The organism is Sphingomonas sp. (assembly GCF_025353885.1).
GTDB lineage: Bacteria > Pseudomonadota > Alphaproteobacteria > Sphingomonadales > Sphingomonadaceae > Sphingomonas_O.
Genome location: NZ_JANXNX010000032.1, coordinates 23,271 through 37,684 on the forward strand (window position 1 = coordinate 23,271; position 14,414 = coordinate 37,684).

At 64.8% G+C, this 14,414-nt stretch carries 18 protein-coding genes and 1 pseudogene; 14 read left to right on the forward strand and 5 right to left on the reverse strand.

Features of this window, described 5'->3' with window-relative positions:
- Positions 1-7: 7 nt before the first annotated feature.
- The gene (gene flgM / locus Q0R02_RS03625; RefSeq protein WP_293880935.1) at positions 8-253 is read right to left on the reverse strand and encodes a flagellar biosynthesis anti-sigma factor FlgM; all 246 of its coding nucleotides are present in this window, start codon (positions 251-253) and stop codon (positions 8-10) included.
- 75 nt (positions 254-328) lie between these two features.
- On the reverse strand, positions 329-757 hold the full coding sequence (locus Q0R02_RS03630) for a flagella basal body P-ring formation protein FlgA (protein ID WP_293880936.1): 429 nt from the start codon (positions 755-757) through the stop codon (positions 329-331).
- Positions 758-941: 184 nt separating this feature from the next.
- Here Q0R02_RS03630 and Q0R02_RS03635 point away from each other — a divergent pair, with 184 nt between their 5' ends.
- Genes Q0R02_RS03635 through Q0R02_RS03685 form a run of 11 tightly spaced genes read left to right on the forward strand, consistent with a single transcriptional unit; the run spans position 942 to position 8,824 of the window.
- On the forward strand, positions 942-1,280 hold the full coding sequence (locus Q0R02_RS03635) for a flagellar basal body protein (protein ID WP_293880970.1): 339 nt from the start codon (positions 942-944) through the stop codon (positions 1,278-1,280).
- Entirely contained in the window at positions 1,277-1,687 is a 411-nt protein-coding gene (gene flgC / locus Q0R02_RS03640; protein WP_293880937.1) for a flagellar basal body rod protein FlgC, read from the forward strand. Before Q0R02_RS03635 ends, flgC begins: the two co-directional genes overlap by 4 nt.
- The gene (locus tag Q0R02_RS03645) at positions 1,684-2,337 is read left to right on the forward strand and encodes a flagellar hook capping FlgD N-terminal domain-containing protein (protein ID WP_293880938.1); all 654 of its coding nucleotides are present in this window, start codon (positions 1,684-1,686) and stop codon (positions 2,335-2,337) included. Before flgC ends, Q0R02_RS03645 begins: the two co-directional genes overlap by 4 nt.
- A 14-nt stretch (positions 2,338-2,351) precedes the next feature.
- Positions 2,352-3,179 (forward strand): flagellar hook-basal body complex protein, encoded by an 828-nt coding sequence (locus Q0R02_RS03650; RefSeq protein WP_293880940.1) that lies wholly within the window; start codon positions 2,352-2,354, stop codon positions 3,177-3,179.
- A gap of 1 nt (position 3,180) precedes the next feature.
- Positions 3,181-3,924 (forward strand): flagellar basal body rod protein FlgF, encoded by a 744-nt coding sequence (locus Q0R02_RS03655; protein ID WP_293880942.1) that lies wholly within the window; start codon positions 3,181-3,183, stop codon positions 3,922-3,924.
- A gap of 10 nt (positions 3,925-3,934) precedes the next feature.
- Positions 3,935-4,717 (forward strand): flagellar basal-body rod protein FlgG, encoded by a 783-nt coding sequence (gene flgG / locus Q0R02_RS03660; protein ID WP_293880944.1) that lies wholly within the window; start codon positions 3,935-3,937, stop codon positions 4,715-4,717.
- The gene (locus Q0R02_RS03665; RefSeq protein ID WP_293880946.1) at positions 4,698-5,348 is read left to right on the forward strand and encodes a flagellar basal body L-ring protein FlgH; all 651 of its coding nucleotides are present in this window, start codon (positions 4,698-4,700) and stop codon (positions 5,346-5,348) included. Before flgG ends, Q0R02_RS03665 begins: the two co-directional genes overlap by 20 nt.
- The gene (locus tag Q0R02_RS03670; RefSeq protein ID WP_293880948.1) at positions 5,348-6,433 is read left to right on the forward strand and encodes a flagellar basal body P-ring protein FlgI; all 1,086 of its coding nucleotides are present in this window, start codon (positions 5,348-5,350) and stop codon (positions 6,431-6,433) included. Before Q0R02_RS03665 ends, Q0R02_RS03670 begins: the two co-directional genes overlap by 1 nt.
- Positions 6,430-6,660 (forward strand): rod-binding protein, encoded by a 231-nt coding sequence (locus Q0R02_RS03675; RefSeq protein WP_293880950.1) that lies wholly within the window; start codon positions 6,430-6,432, stop codon positions 6,658-6,660. The genes Q0R02_RS03670 and Q0R02_RS03675 overlap by 4 nt, the downstream gene beginning before the upstream one ends.
- A complete protein-coding gene (gene flgK, locus Q0R02_RS03680; RefSeq protein ID WP_293880952.1) occupies positions 6,657-7,988 on the forward strand; it encodes a flagellar hook-associated protein FlgK in 1,332 nt (443 codons plus the stop codon). The genes Q0R02_RS03675 and flgK overlap by 4 nt, the downstream gene beginning before the upstream one ends.
- Positions 7,985-8,824: a flagellin gene (locus Q0R02_RS03685; protein WP_293880954.1), complete on the forward strand. Its 840-nt coding sequence runs from the start codon at positions 7,985-7,987 to the stop codon at positions 8,822-8,824. The genes flgK and Q0R02_RS03685 overlap by 4 nt, the downstream gene beginning before the upstream one ends.
- Positions 8,825-9,020: 196 nt before the next feature.
- On the opposite strand, the gene Q0R02_RS03690 is transcribed toward Q0R02_RS03685, so the two are convergent.
- Complete coding sequence (locus tag Q0R02_RS03690) at positions 9,021-9,926, reverse strand: SDR family oxidoreductase (RefSeq protein ID WP_293880956.1); 906 nt, start codon at positions 9,924-9,926, stop codon at positions 9,021-9,023.
- 94 nt (positions 9,927-10,020) lie between these two features.
- Between Q0R02_RS03690 and Q0R02_RS03695 the strand changes: the two genes are divergently transcribed.
- From Q0R02_RS03695 to Q0R02_RS03705, 3 genes and pseudogenes are all read left to right on the forward strand, one after another.
- On the forward strand, positions 10,021-10,857 hold the full coding sequence (locus Q0R02_RS03695; protein WP_293880957.1) for a helix-turn-helix transcriptional regulator: 837 nt from the start codon (positions 10,021-10,023) through the stop codon (positions 10,855-10,857).
- A gap of 58 nt (positions 10,858-10,915) precedes the next feature.
- Positions 10,916-11,776 (forward strand): flagellar motor stator protein MotA, encoded by an 861-nt coding sequence (motA, locus tag Q0R02_RS03700; RefSeq protein WP_293880959.1) that lies wholly within the window; start codon positions 10,916-10,918, stop codon positions 11,774-11,776.
- Positions 11,773-12,651 (forward strand): annotated as a pseudogene (locus Q0R02_RS03705) (flagellar motor protein MotB); the annotation flags it as partial. The gene motA and the pseudogene Q0R02_RS03705, both read left to right, overlap by 4 nt.
- A 126-nt stretch (positions 12,652-12,777) precedes the next feature.
- Here the strand turns inward: Q0R02_RS03705 and Q0R02_RS03710 are convergent.
- Together Q0R02_RS03710 and Q0R02_RS03715 are read right to left on the reverse strand one after the other, a co-directional pair.
- Positions 12,778-14,190 carry an NAD(P)(+) transhydrogenase (Re/Si-specific) subunit beta gene (locus tag Q0R02_RS03710; RefSeq protein ID WP_293880961.1) on the reverse strand — a complete coding sequence of 471 codons (1,413 nt, stop codon included), beginning with the start codon at positions 14,188-14,190 and terminating at the stop codon, positions 12,778-12,780.
- Positions 14,190-14,414 (reverse strand): NAD(P) transhydrogenase subunit alpha (locus tag Q0R02_RS03715; RefSeq protein ID WP_293880963.1); only part of this gene is annotated, 225 nt, incomplete at its 5' end. The genes Q0R02_RS03710 and Q0R02_RS03715, both read right to left, overlap by 1 nt.

The following is a 14,414-nucleotide window of genomic DNA, read 5'->3' on the forward strand; positions in this document are numbered from 1 at the left end:
GGCCAGATCAGTCGGCGATCGGGCCCAGATCGCTCGCGATCATGCGCGCGGCAATGGCGTCGGGATCGGCCCCGTAGCTGCCATCGGCAATCGCAGTCCGCAGTTGCGCCACGCGCGATGCGTCGATGGGGGGACCTTGTGATGCCATCACTGCTATTGTCGAAAGATCACCCGATCTGACTGTCACGACACGCGGCGGGGCCGACGACGCGATCGGTCGCGCAACCCGCTCGACCGGGCCAGTCCCGCTCACCCTAACGCCATCGACCATCACATCGCCCTCCGCTCGTACACCCTCCGGATAACGGCTTATGACGGGAAAGCTTAATCAATAAATCCGGACCGTGCCGGGATCGGCGACCAGCCCCACGATCACGCCCGCCGCCCCCGGCCCCGTCCTGACGCGGACACGCGCGCCCAGCGGACCCTCGCTTTCGGCAATCCCCGATACCGACGCGCTGAACCCGTCGGCACCGGTCACGACCGATACCGGGTCGCCTTTGCGGATCAACGGCAGGACTGTTGTGGGCGAAATCGTCGTGACCATCGGCACCCTGATGCGCCAACCGATCGTGGCGCACCCGACCGTTATCGATCCGGCAGCTGGGGCACCCACGGTGAGCGTTTCCGGGCACGCCGCCAGCTTCATCCGCCGATCCACCGGTCGGGCCACCCCGACCCCGCCCGCCGCCGCAACAACAATGGCATCGACAGCGTCAAGATCCTGCCACGTCGCCGCCGACGCTTCGGTCGCCATCAGCGCCACTCCCCAAACAAGCTGTCGTAAAATTGACGGCATCATCACTCTCCTCTCGGTTCAATCCCGTTACCCAGCATCATCCGTGCCACTAATCCCCGCGTTTCCGCCGATCCTGCCGAACTGGCACGCACCTTGCGGAATGACCGGCGTGCCAACCCGGCACTTCGGTCAAAGGCTCGCAATGGCGCAGGATGCACTATTCGGAATCCACGGACAGGCATTGTCGCTGCGAAGCCAGCGGCTGACGATGCTGGCCTCGAACATCGCGAATGCCGCAACGCCCAACTACAAGGCGCGCGACATCGATTTTGAAAGCGCGCTCGGCCTCGTCGCGTCGGGCCAGGATGCTACCGGTGCGGTTCGCTATCGCGTTCCGGTCCAGCCATCGCTCGACGGCAACACTGTCGAACTGTCGACCGAACAAACCCAGTTTGCCGAAAATGCGGTGCAGTACCGCACGACGCTCGCCTTTCTGGAAGGCCGCGTCGCCACCATCACCCGCGCCTTAAAAGGGGAATGACCTTGCCGAACCAACTCAGTGTGTTCGACATATCGGGACGCGCCATGTCGGCGCAGCTCGTGCGTCTGAACACCACCGCCTCCAACCTGGCCAATGCCGGGTCGATCTCTGGCACCGAAGCGGGCGCCTTTCGCGCGCTGAAACCCGTGTTCCGCGCGGTCGGCAACGAACCCGGTGTTGCGACGGTTCAGGTCGATCGGGTGATTGCATCCGCGACCCCCGTCACCCGCCGCCATGACCCCAATCACCCACTGGCGGACGCCGACGGCAATGTCTGGGAAGCAGGCGTCGATTCAACGGCCGAAATGGTCGAGATGATCGAGGCTGCGCGCCAGTATCAGAACAATGTGCAGGTAATCGAAACCGCAAAGTCGCTGATGCTCGACACGCTGAGGGTCGGCCGATGACAAATGCCATCGACAGCCGCAGCATCGCCGCGCTGAACGCTACGACCAAATCGTCGGGGAGCGGCACGCTCGACCAGACTTCGTTTCTGAAGCTGATGACCACGCAACTCCAGACACAGGACCCGTTCGAACCCATGGATAACACCCAGATGGTTGCCCAGATGGCGCAATTCTCCAGCGTTGCTGGAATTTCCGAAATGAATGCATCACTGAAGTCCATTGCCGCAAAACTCGACGCGGGCCGGGTCGGCGACGCCGCCGCCTGGATCGGCAAAAGCGCGTTGATCGCGGGAGATTTCGTCAATCGCGGGACCGACGGCACCTATGCCGGACAGGTCACGCTCGACGCCCCCGCCGACCGGCTGACCATCGACTTGCTCGATGGTGCCGGATTGATCGTCCACAGCGAAACGCTCGGCAAGAGCGAAGGCACCACGACGTTCAAATGGGACGGCAATGGCGAGGGCGGCACTGCGACCGGCCCGCTGCGCGTGCGGGTCACGGCGAAAAACAAATCCGCGACGGTCGCGACGACCACCAACATCTGGACCCCGATTACGGCTGTCCAGTCCCCTGCAGGCGGCAGCGCCCAGCGCCTCGTCACGCCCAACGGCCTCATCGCACCAGAAGCCGCAATCCGCCTCGGCTGAACCGGAGAACCACCATGTCCTTTTATACATCGCTATCTGGCCTGAAGGCCGCGCAGACCGACCTCGCGGTCATATCGAATAACGTCGCTAACGTCGGCGCGGCGGGTTTCAAGAAAAGCCGCGCGGTCTTTGGCGATCTCTTTGCCTCCTCCCCCACCCAGGCCACAAAAATGATCGCGGGACAGGGTACGCGGCTGAACGGGATCACCCAGCAGTTTACGCAAGGGACGCTTGAGGCCACCGACAAGACGCTCGACCTCGCGGTCGCTGGCGAAGGAATGTTCGTGGTGCGCGGCAATCCGCCCCGTTCCGAACTCAGCTATACGCGCAACGGAGCCTTCAACCCGATCGGTGGCAAGATTACCGATACGATCGGCTCGACCCTGCAATTGCTACCCGTCGACGCGACTGGCTCGGTCACGGGCACGACGATGGCGGACCTGTCCGATTTCGTCCTGCCGACCAGCAAGCCGGGCGCGCCCACTATCGGCCTCGCCAACATCTCGATTGGCGACGATGGACTGGTGACGGCGACGTATAGCGACGGCAGCAACGAATTCCTGGGCAAGGTCGCGATGGCGAGCTTTACGGCGCAAGAGGGTTTGCGCCCGATCGGCGACGCGCACTGGCAATCGACCGGCGACAGCGGGCCGCCCGCGATCAACGCCGCACAGACCGGCGCACTCGGCTCGATCCGTTCGGGAGCGATCGAACGCGCCAACGTCGACATCACCGAGGAACTGGTCGCCCTGATCGGGGCGCAGCGCAACTTCCAGGCCAATGCCAAGGCCATCGAAACCGCTAGCGCCATGACCACGACCATCATCAATTTGCGGACCTGAGGTGGACCGGCTGATCCATATTTCGCTGTCGGCGATGAAGTCGGCAATGTCGCGACAGGCGGTGACGGCGAACAACCTCGCCAATGCATCGACCACGGGGTTCCGCGCCGACATCGCAAGCGTCCGTCCGGTGTGGCTGAGGGGCACAGGACTGCCCGACCGCGCCTTTGCCTCCGAGGAGGTCACTGCCGCCGATATGCAGGGTGGCGCCGTGACGGCGACGGGGCGACCCCTGGACATCGCCTTGAACGGCGGCACCCTGCTGTCCGTTCAAGCCGAGGATGGCGACGAAGCCTATACGAGGCGCGGCGACCTGATCGTCAGCGACAGCGGACTGCTGACGACGGGCGACGGGCATCCCGTGGTCGGCGATGGCGGGCCGATAACGATCCCGCCCGCCGACCGGGTCACGATCAACGACGATGGCTCGGTCTGGATCGTGCCGGTCGGCGGCGACCCAAACGCCCCGCAACAGATCGACCGGCTGAAGCTGACATCGGCAACGGGGTCGAAAATCGTCAAGCATCTGGATGGGCTGTTCCGTGTGCAGGACGGTGGCGCGCTGCCTGCCGATCCTGCGGGCCGCCTGACGTCGCACGCGCTGGAAGGATCGAACGTCAATCCGACGACCGCGCTGGTCGCGATGATCGAAGCGTCCCGCGCGTGGGACACACAGGTCAAGATGCTGACCACCGCGCGCGAGATGGACACCGACACGACCAACCTCATGAAATTGCCAAGCTAGGAAAACCATCATGGCCAATGCCGCACTACAGGTCGCTCGCACCGGGCTGGACGCGCAGAACACCCGGATGCGCGTCATCGCCAACAATCTGGCAAACGTGAACACGACCGGCTTCAAGCGCGATCGCGCGACGTTCGAAACGCTCGCCTACCAGTCGATCACGACCCCCGGAGCGCCATCGTCGGCCGAAAACAAATACGCCATCGGCCTGTCGCTGGGGTCGGGCGTCCAGATGACCGGCACCGCGCGGATCGACACGCAGGGGGCGTTCACCACGACCAGCAACGCGCTCGACCTCGCCATTCAGGGCACAGGATATTTCCAGGTTCAGACCCCCGACGGCAAGATCGCCTATACCCGCGCAGGCGACTTCGCGCCGTCGCCGGAGGGCACGCTCGTCACCTCGGCGGGGTTGCCGGTCCAGCCCGCCATCCAGATCCCGTCCGGGGCGCAATCGATCACGATTGGGAGCGACGGCACGGTCTCCGCCACCGTTGATGGCAAGGTGACCGAACTCGGCCGGATAGAAACCGCCAGCTTCGTCAATCCGGCGGGACTGCAATCGCTCGGCGACAACCTGCTTGCCGAAACCGCGGCGAGCGGAGTGCCCCAGGTCGGTGCGCCAGGCAGCGAAGGGCGCGGCACCGTGCGGTCCGGAACCCTCGAGGCGTCGAACGTCAATGTCGTCGAGGAACTGGTCGACATGATCGAAACGCAGCGCGCGTATGAGGTTAACTCGAAGATGATCTCTGCCGCCGATGAAATGCTGAAATATGTCAATCAGCAGCTTTAAGGTCGCCGCGCTGGGTGCTTGCCTGTGCCTGGCGGCGGGCCGCGCTCCTCCCGCCGACTTTTCGCCGAGCCTGGCGGCGCGCGTATCGGAGTCGCCAGCGGACGGCGCGATCTTTCGAGCGGCGGGCTATTCCCCGCTCACCAGTGGGGCGCGGGCGAATGCAGTGGGCGACATCGTGACGGTCGTTCTGGTCGAACGCACGCAGGCGACCAAGTCGGCGACCCAGAATGCCGATCGCGGCGGGGCGATCGGCCTGACACCGCCCGGCACCGGCCCCTTCGCATTCTTCGCAGGCTCTGACCTAAATATGAGCGGTGCGCAGTCGTTTAAGGGAACGGGGCAGGCCGCCCAGTCGAACGCACTTACGGGCGAGATCAGCGTCACGATCGCAGCGGCCTACGCCAATGGCACGATGCTGGTGCGCGGGGAAAAGACAGTGACGCTCAATCGCGGCGAGGAAATGATGCGACTTTCGGGCCTGATCCGCAGCGCCGATATCGGAGTCGACAATCGCATCGCGTCGACCCGCGTCGCCGACGCGCGCATTACCTATACCGGCAGGGGTGAAGTCGCGCGCGCCAGTCGCCAGGGTTGGCTGCAACGTTTTTTCAGCATCGTGAGCCCCTTTTGATGCGCTGGCTGTTGGCCTTGCTGGCATTCGGTGCGGTGCCTGCGCAAGCCGACAGGATCAAGGACCTGGGCGCGTTTCAGGGACTGCGGGCGAACCAGTTGACCGGCTATGGCGTGGTGGTCGGGCTGGCGGGCACCGGCGATGACAGCCTCGACTATGCGACGCAAGGGGTGAAGGGTGTGGTCAGCCGGTTCGGCCTGACCCTGCCACCGGGCGTGAACCCCAGCCTGAAGAACGCGGCGGCGGTGCTGGTCACGGCCGAACTGCCGCCCTTTGCCAAGCCGGGCCAGCGGCTCGACATCACCGTTTCGGCGCTGGGCAAGGCCAAGTCGCTGAGGGGTGGGACGCTGATCCTGGTGCCGCTGCGGGGGGCCGACAACAATATCTATGCGATGGCGCAAGGCAATCTGGCGGTCGGTGGACTGGGGGTCGATGCCGCCGACGGATCGAAGCTGACGGTCAACGTCCCGACGGCGGGGCGGATCCCGGGCGGCGCGTTGGTAGAGCATCTCGTTGATACCGGATTCGCCAGCGCTGCCGCGCTGCAGTTCAACCTGAACGACGCCGACCTGACCACCGCGCAACGGGTCGCAGACGTTATAAATCAAAGACTTAGTGGTAATGTGGCGCAGGCCATCGATGCAGTTTCGATCACCATCGCCACGCCACCGGGTGCTCAACTGCGCGCCGGCCTGATGGCGCGGATCGAAAATTTCGAGGTCAGGCCCGCGGACGCCCCGGCCCGCGTGATCGTCAATGCGCGGACGGGCACGGTGGTCATCAACGGCGCGGTGCGGATTTCCCCCGCAGCGGTCACGCATGGCAAGCTGACGGTGCGGGTGGATGAGAACCCGCAGATCGTTCAGCCCGCCCCTTTTTCCAACGGACAGACCGCGACCCAGCAACAAAGCGACATCGCCGTGGAGGAGACCCGCAACCCGATGTTCCGCTTCGCACCCGGCGCGTCGCTCAGCGATATCGTCGCGGCGGTGAACCGGATCGGTGCCTCGCCCGCCGACCTAGTCGCGATCCTGGAGGCCCTGAAACAGGCAGGAGCCATGAAGGCAGAGTTGATCATCCTATGATCCAGCCCGTCTCAAACGCACCAATCACCCCGCTAACGAAGGCCGCAAAGGCTTTGGAGGCGGTTTTCCTGCGCCAGATGATCGCCGCGATGCGCACTTCGACACTATCCGGCGACGATTCCACCCAGTTTCGCGACATGTCCGATGCCAATCTGGCCGATAAAATGGCTGGCGGGTTCGGGATCGCCGCAATGGTCGAACACCAGATGAAGGAACATCAGCCATGAGCAGCGACCTGTTGAGCATCGGCGCGTCGGGCCTGCGGGCCTATAAAACTGCGCTGAACACCGTCGGCGACAATATCGCCAACGCGCAAACCGTCGGCTATGCCCGCCGCAGCGCCCGCCTGACCGAAGTGTCGACCGGGGCGGGGCAAAGCATATTGTACCGCAATGTCGACCGTTTCGACGGGGTCGAGGTCCAGGCGATCGACCGGGCCACCGACCGTTTCCGCGTGGGCGAAGCGCGGCTGGCGGCGACCGCGGACGGCAAGGCAAAGGCGATATCGGGCTGGATGGCCATAACCGAAACCGCGCTGGCCGACGGCGATGATGGCGTCGGGGCACGGTTAGGCGCGGTTTTCGCAGGCGGCGCAGCTCTGGCCGCCGACCCCGTGGCACGCCAGCCCAGGACGGCATTCCTGAGTGCCATCGATGCCGCCGCGCAGGCGATCAGGACCAGTGCAGGCGACCTGCAGCGCGCTACTGAGGGCGTCGGCGATGCGGCGCAGTCTTCGGTGGCGGGCCTGAACGGCACCCTGTCGACGCTGGCCGACATCAATCTGGCCATCCGCCACGCCGGACCCGGAACCGCCACTTATGTCGAACTGTCCGACCAGCGCGACGCCCTGATCGACGCGGTTGCGGGACAATTGAACATCGATATCGTCGTTGCCACCGACGGCACGACGACACTGTCGAGCAATGGCCAGATGTTGCTGAACGGGGCCACCGCGACATCCATCACGCTGACGGTGGCGAGCGACGGACGATTAAGCCTGGCCGCAGGCGCGCCGCTGACACCAACGGGCGGGACGCTGTCAGGCCTCGCGACAACGGCCGCTGTTATCGCCGACCGGCGCGCGGCGCTGGACGTGCTGGCATCCGATTTCGCAAGTCACATCAACCAGTGGCAGGGCGCGGGTCGCACGCCCGGCGGCACTGCCGGAACCGCGCTGCTGTCGGCGGTGGGTGGTGCCGCCGGACTGGTTGCGCTGGCGACCGATGCCGATGCCGTGGCGGCTGGATCGGCGGGCGGCGTGCCGAACGGCAATGCGCTGGACCTGGCCACGGTGCGAACGACGAGCGACGTCGAGGGGCAGTGGAATACGATGGTCGGCCTGCAGGCCCAGGCCACCGCCGCCGCCACCAGCCAGCGCGCGACGACGACCGCGCGGCTGACCACCGCGAACGCCGCGCGCGACGGGGTGGAGGGCGTCGATCTGGATCACGAAGCAGTCGACCTGCTGCGTTTCCAGCAAGCCTATGAAGGCTCGGCCAAAATCCTCCAGGTCGCGCGCGACATCCTCGACACCATTATGGGATTGTTCAAATGATCAACGGCACACGGTTTCGCATGGATACCGATATCGCCCGCCAGACGAACCTGGCGGCGCGGATCGCGCGCGGGCAGTCCGACATTGCGACGGGAAAGCGATTGCAGGTGGCATCGGACGATCCGGCAGCCAGCGCCCGCATCGCGGTGCTGCGCCAACAGGAGATCGACACCAGGTCGTGGACCGCCAACGCCGATGGCGCGGCCTCTGTCGCGGCGCGCGCAGACAGCGCACTCGGCGCGATCGGGCAGTTGCTGGACCGGGCCCGCGAACTGGCGACGAGCGCGGCCAGCGACACGCTGAACGATGCCGACCGCGCCGGAATCGCCAGCGAACTGGTGGGTATTGCGACAGAAATCGACGGGTTAGGTGGCGAGACAGACGCCGGGGGCGCGCGGGTCTTTCCGGTCGGCGCGGCGCTGGACGTGCCGGTCGGACGCGGGCTGACATTGGCGGCAACAACGACCTATGCCAACGCCTTCACGGTTGCCACAACAGGTGGGCCGGTGGACATGGCGGTCGTACTGAGAAACGCGGCGGCGATGCTGAATGCGGGACCCGCCGCGCGCGCGACCGCACTGGCCAACGTGACCGCGGCAAGCGATCATATGGCCGCCGTGCGCGGCGAACAGGGCACGCGCGCCGCCCGCATCGACAGTGCCCGCGACCGCCTGGTCACCGTGCAGACGAGCGGCACCGAGGAGCGACAGGCGCTGGAGGCAACCGATGTATCTGGCACCGTCGCGCGGATACAGGGCGACCAGCTCGCGCTGGACGCGGCACAGGCGCTGTTTGCCAAGGTGAACCGGCGGACGCTGTTCGATTTGCTGGGGTGAGGGCTTGGCTGACAATCGGCTATCACTATACCCCCGGCGCAGGCCGGGGGGTATACAGCTGTCGGGTCGGCGCACCTCTTTCTGACGTCCGTACAGGCCCCGGCCTGCGCCGGAGTGACGGTTCTGCCCTCGCCAATTCAGGGGAGAGGGAAGTGGGCCATTTCCTCCAAAGGTTTTTTGGAAGAAGATGGGTCAGCTATCCCACCGTTGCGCGCACGCCATAGTCCATCCGTCGCAGGTCAGTGAGCAACTCCGGGCCGGTCGGCTCCCAGCTGAGCTGCGCGCGGGTCCAGGTGCTGGAGGCTGACATATCGAGACCGGCAAACATGGCGAACCATCCGAAATGCGTTGCTGCTTCCTCCGGTGACATCGACACCGCCGCCACGCCCAGGCCCGTCGCGATGATTTCGGCAATGGCGCGGGCCGAGACACCTTCCTCGGCGACTGCATGGTAGCGCGCATCCCTGCTGCCCCGGTCCAGCGCCCGCACATAAAGCCTTGCCACGTCGAGTACGTGCGCGGCGGGCCAGCGATTGGCACCGTCGCCCACATAGGCGGCAACCCCCTGTTCACGCGTGATTTCCAGATAAGGCGAGATCAGCCCCTGCTTGAACTCGTCGTGGACCTGGGGGAGCCTTATGACGCGAACATCGAGGCCCGCATCGCGCAGTGCATTGCCGGCCAGTTCGGACGCGATGCGCGGATTGGGATGAGCGGTATTAAAGACGTCCTCCGTCGCCAGGCCCCCGTCCCCGGGGTCGCCCATTCCTGTGCCAGAGGTGATCAGCAATGGCCGGTCCGAACCCTGCAGCGCTTCGCCCAGCGCACCGATCGCGCGCCGGTCCTTTTCGCAATTGGCCAAAAAGTTTGCGAAATCATGATCGAAAGCGGTGTGGATCACGGCATCGGTCTTTGCGGCCCCGGCGCGCAGGCTGTCCAGGTCTTCGAGCGTTCCGTGATGCGCCTCGGCACCGGCGGCAGCCAGTGCGCGCGCACCGTCGTCCGAACGCGTCAATCCCAGCACCCGATGCCCCGCAGCCAGCAATTCGGGAACGATACGCGAACCGATAAAGCCAGTCGCACCCGTCAGAAAAACACGCATTGCAATCTCCGTTATGATCGAAGACATATTTCGCGCTTATGCTGGTCCTGTTAAAGTAGTGACTTTATCCCGGTATAACGATTAACAGGTCGGCATGGCTTCTGCACCCGATAACGCCCTTGGCATATTTCTTCGTGATCGTCGCTCGCGTCTCGATGCAGCGGCCTTCGGTTTCGGTAGCGGTCGTCGGCGGACGCCCGGATTGCGCCGCGAGGAGGTGGCGCAGCGGTCCAACATCTCTCCGACCTGGTACACCTGGCTGGAACAGGGCAGAGGCGGCGCGCCTTCGGCAGACGTGCTCAATCGCCTTGCCGCCGGTCTGATGCTGACGGAACCCGAGCGCGAGCATCTTTTCATTCTTGGGCTGGGACGGCCACCCGAACCGCACTACAAGATTTCGGATGAAGTAACGCCTCGGTTGCAACGTGTCCTCGACGCCCTGCCGACCAGCCCCGCGATCATCAAGACGGCAACCTGGGACGTGGTGGCGTGGAACGCGGCGGCGGCGATGGTGCTGACCGATTACGGCAAGCTCCCGCGCGCGCAACGCAACATCCTGCGCCTGATCTTCACGGATTCGGGCGTCAAGGCCGGGCAGGAGGACTGGCTCGCCGTCGCCCGTTATGTCGTTGGTGCATTTCGGGCCGACACCGTCCGGGCAGGGGCAAGGGCGGAAATAACGGAACTCGTTGAAGACCTGTCGAGGAGCAGTCCTGAATTCGCGGCGCTGTGGCGGGACAACGACGTTGCCGGACACGCCCATGGGCTGAAGCGCATTCATCACCCGGAACACGGGTTGCTGGAGCTGGAATTCTCGGTCTTTGCGGTCGACGGTCGCCCGGACCTGGGGATGCTGGTGTACAATTCCGCAACGGCGGAAACCGCCCGGCGCATCCAGTCGGTCATGGCGGCCCGGTCGCCAGCGGCCTAAACCCCGCCCCGCCCCGGTCGTTAACGAGTGGACACCCCAACCGAGGACCCGCGCCACCATGTTTCCAGCCATCGGCCTGATCGTCCTGCTTGCTATGGTCTTCGGCGGCTTCGCGCTGACCGGGGGTAATCTGATGCCCGTGCTGGAGGCGTTGCCGCACGAGATGCTGATCATCGGCGGGGCGGCGGCGGCTTCATTGATCGTCGGCAATTCGGGTGCGCAGCTGAAGGCGCTGGGCGGGGGGATCGGCAAGGTCTTCAAGGGGCCGGCGTGGAAGAAGCAGGACTATCTCGACACGATATTCCTGGTGTCGCGGCTGATGAAGATGCTGCGGATCGAGGGGCCGGTCGCGGTCGAACCGCATATCGAGGACCCGGCGGCGTCCACCGTCTTTGCTGAATATCCACGGCTGCTGAAGGACAAGACACTGGTCCACCTGATCGCCGATACGCTGCGGCTGGTCGTGATTTCCTCAGGGTCGCTCGATCCCCATGCGGTCGAGGATGTCATGGACAACGCGATCCGGACGCACCACCACGCGGCGATTGGGCCTGCCGACAATTTGCAAAACCTGGCCGACGCGCTGCCGGCGCTGGGCATTGTGGCGGCGGTGCTGGGCGTGGTGAAGACGATGGGGTCGATCGACCAGCCGCCCGCCGTGCTGGGCGCGATGATCGGGTCGGCGTTGGTGGGCACGTTCCTGGGCGTATTGCTGGCCTATGGCGTAGTGGGGCCGTTCGCCACCAAGGCGCGCGCGGTAATCGAGGAGGACGGCGCAATCTATGGCGTAGTCAAACAGATCATCGTCGCGTCGCTCCACGGCCACCCGCAACCGCTCGTGATCGAGGCCGCACGATCGGGGCTGGCGCATGGCGTGCAGCCGAGCTTTGCCGAAGTGTTCGACGGGATGCGTAAATGAACGCCGCGCCGCCGCGTCGGCCAAAAGCCGGGCCAAAAGCCGGATCGAACGAACCGCCCGTGCGCCCGATCATCGTCCGCAAGATCATTCAGGCACCGCACGCCGCCCATCACGGCGGCGCGTGGAAGGTCGCCTATGCCGATTTCGTGACCGCGATGATGGCGTTCTTTCTGTTGATGTGGCTGCTGGGTGCGACGACCGAGAAACAGCGCAAGTCCATCGCTGATTACTTCAGCCCGACGCTGATCGAGATGCGCCAGAACAGTTCGGGATCGGACGGCATGTTCGGCGGCGATTCGATCACCTCCAAGGATAATTACGTCAGTCGGGCAAGCGGCGTCGGTTCGCGCTCGCTGGAATTGCCCAAGGACGTGTCGGAGGTCGGCGGCACCGATCCCAAAGTCGTCGACCGGCGGCGGTTCGAGGATCTGAAGCGCGCATTGCAGGTGCGGATCGACAGCAAGCCGGGGCTGAAGCGGCTGGCGGAAAACATCCGCTTTACCGAAACGCGCGAGGGATTGCGGATCGATATCGTCGACGAGGCGGACTTTTCGATGTTCGCGACGGCGACCGACCGGCTGTCGCCCGACGCCCGCGACCTGATCGCCGAGGTGGCAAGGGTTGCGGCCGACGTGCCCAACGACCTGATCGTCCGCGGGCATACCGACGCGCAGCCCTATGCCGCGACCGCGCCGATGAACAACTGGCTTCTGTCGACAGCGCGGGCGGAGGCGACCCGGCAGGCGCTGTTGATCGCGGGGGTCGCCGGACCTCGGTTCGCCCGGATCGAGGGCGTGGCCGATCGCGAGCCGTACGTGCCGGGCGATCGGCTGGACCCCAGGAACCGGCGGATGTCGATTACGCTTGGGTGGACGGTCGCTCGTTAAGGCAAGGCGCCACGGCAAAGCCGCGTCGTCGGTCGTCGGTCGTCGCCCTCGCGACGCCGGCCGGTCGGACCGCTGGTGGCGGGCTGTAACAGGCTACAGCCTCGCGCGATCCGACTAATGCGCCAGTGCCTTGTTGATGTCCTCGACCATCTTCTTGGCATCGGCGAGCAGCATCATGGTCTGGTCCATGTAGAACACGTCGTTGTCGACCCCTGCGTAACCGACGCCGCCCATGCTGCGCTTGATGAAGAAGATCGTCTTGGCCTTGCCGACGTCAAACACCGGCATGCCATAGATGGGCGATCCCTTGTCGGTCTTGGCCGCCGGGTTCACCACGTCGTTCGCGCCGATGATGAAGGCGACGTCGGTCTGGGCGAACTCGCTGTTGATGTCCTCCAGCTCATAGACATCGTCATAGGGCACATTCGCTTCGGCGAGCAGCACGTTCATATGGCCGGGCATCCGTCCGGCGACCGGGTGGATGGCGTATTTCACCTTTACACCCTGCTTTTTCAACAGGTCGCCCATTTCGCGAAGGACGTGCTGCGCCTGTGCGACGGCCATGCCATAGCCGGGGACGATGATGACCTGATCAGCCTGCGCCATCATATAGGCGGCGTCCTCGGCCGATCCGCGTTTCCACGGCCGGTCGGTCTTCGCGTCGCCGCCTGAAGGTCCGGCGGTGGCTCCGAAACCACCGGCGATGACGCTGATGAAGCTGCGGTTCATGGCCTTGCACATGATGTACGACAGGATCGCGCCCGATGACCCGACCAGCGCACCGGTGATGATCATCGCGGTGTTGTGAAGCGTGAAGCCCATCGCCGCCGCCGCCCAGCCCGAATAGCTGTTGAGCATCGACACGACGACCGGCATGTCCGCGCCGCCGATGGGCACGATCAGCAGGAAGCCGATCACGAACGCCAGAGCCGTGATGGTGAAGAACACCCACGGCGACTGATCAACGGTGAAATAGCCGACCAGGCCGAGGATGCCGACGATCAGGGCAAGATTGATGACGTGGCGACCGGGCAGCATGATCGGCTTTCCGCCCATGTTGCCGTTGAGCTTCAGGAAAGCGATGACCGAGCCGCTGAACGTGATCGCACCGATCGCAACGCCGAGGCCCATTTCGATGCGGCTGACGGGTTCGATCGTGCCGCTGGCGTCAACGATACCGAAGGCGAGCGGGTTCAGGAACGCTGCAGCAGCAACGAGCACGGCGGCAAGGCCGACGAGCGAGTGAAACGCGGCGACAAGCTGCGGCATATCGGTCATTGCGATCTTGCGCGCGGTGATGATGCCGATGGCCGCACCGATGGCGATGGCGATCAGGATTTCAGGCAGGTTGGCGGTGTGGTGGACCAGCAACGTCGTGCCCACCGCGATGACCATGCCGATCATGCCATAGCGATTACCGCGCTGGCTGGTGGCAGGCGACGACAGGCCACGCAGCGCGAGGATGAAGCACACGCCCGCGATCAGATAGGCGAGACCGACGAATGGGTTCTGGACCGCGTGCTCCATTACCGTTCCTTCTTCTTATACATGGCGAGCATTCGGGCGGTGACGGCAAATCCGCCGAAGATATTGACGCTGGCCAGCACGACCGCGAGCAGGCCCAGATATTTCGAAATGTCACTACCCGGCGCGGCGGACGCGATCAGCGCACCGACGATGATCACGCTTGAAATCGCATTGGTCACCGCCATCAGCGGCGTGTGGAGCGCGGGCGTGACCGACCAGACGAC

Excerpts from the sequence above, each read along its gene's own strand:
- Q0R02_RS03630 (WP_293880936.1), bottom strand. The coding sequence starts at position 757 with ATGGCGACCGAAGCGTCGGCGGCGACGTGGCAGGATCTTGACGCTGTC.
- Q0R02_RS03635 (WP_293880970.1), top strand. The coding sequence starts at position 942 with ATGGCGCAGGATGCACTATTCGGAATCCACGGACAGGCATTGTCGCTG.
- flgC (WP_293880937.1), top strand. The coding sequence starts at position 1,277 with ATGACCTTGCCGAACCAACTCAGTGTGTTCGACATATCGGGACGCGCC.
- Q0R02_RS03645 (WP_293880938.1), top strand. The coding sequence starts at position 1,684 with ATGACAAATGCCATCGACAGCCGCAGCATCGCCGCGCTGAACGCTACG.
- Q0R02_RS03650 (WP_293880940.1), top strand. The coding sequence starts at position 2,352 with ATGTCCTTTTATACATCGCTATCTGGCCTGAAGGCCGCGCAGACCGAC.
- flgG (WP_293880944.1), top strand. The coding sequence starts at position 3,935 with ATGGCCAATGCCGCACTACAGGTCGCTCGCACCGGGCTGGACGCGCAG.
- Q0R02_RS03665 (WP_293880946.1), top strand. The coding sequence starts at position 4,698 with ATGTCAATCAGCAGCTTTAAGGTCGCCGCGCTGGGTGCTTGCCTGTGC.
- Q0R02_RS03670 (WP_293880948.1), top strand. The coding sequence starts at position 5,348 with ATGCGCTGGCTGTTGGCCTTGCTGGCATTCGGTGCGGTGCCTGCGCAA.
- Q0R02_RS03675 (WP_293880950.1), top strand. The coding sequence starts at position 6,430 with ATGATCCAGCCCGTCTCAAACGCACCAATCACCCCGCTAACGAAGGCC.
- flgK (WP_293880952.1), top strand. The coding sequence starts at position 6,657 with ATGAGCAGCGACCTGTTGAGCATCGGCGCGTCGGGCCTGCGGGCCTAT.
- Q0R02_RS03685 (WP_293880954.1), top strand. The coding sequence starts at position 7,985 with ATGATCAACGGCACACGGTTTCGCATGGATACCGATATCGCCCGCCAG.
- Q0R02_RS03690 (WP_293880956.1), bottom strand. The coding sequence starts at position 9,926 with ATGCGTGTTTTTCTGACGGGTGCGACTGGCTTTATCGGTTCGCGTATC.
- Q0R02_RS03695 (WP_293880957.1), top strand. The coding sequence starts at position 10,021 with ATGGCTTCTGCACCCGATAACGCCCTTGGCATATTTCTTCGTGATCGT.
- motA (WP_293880959.1), top strand. The coding sequence starts at position 10,916 with ATGTTTCCAGCCATCGGCCTGATCGTCCTGCTTGCTATGGTCTTCGGC.
- Q0R02_RS03710 (WP_293880961.1), bottom strand. The coding sequence starts at position 14,190 with ATGGAGCACGCGGTCCAGAACCCATTCGTCGGTCTCGCCTATCTGATC.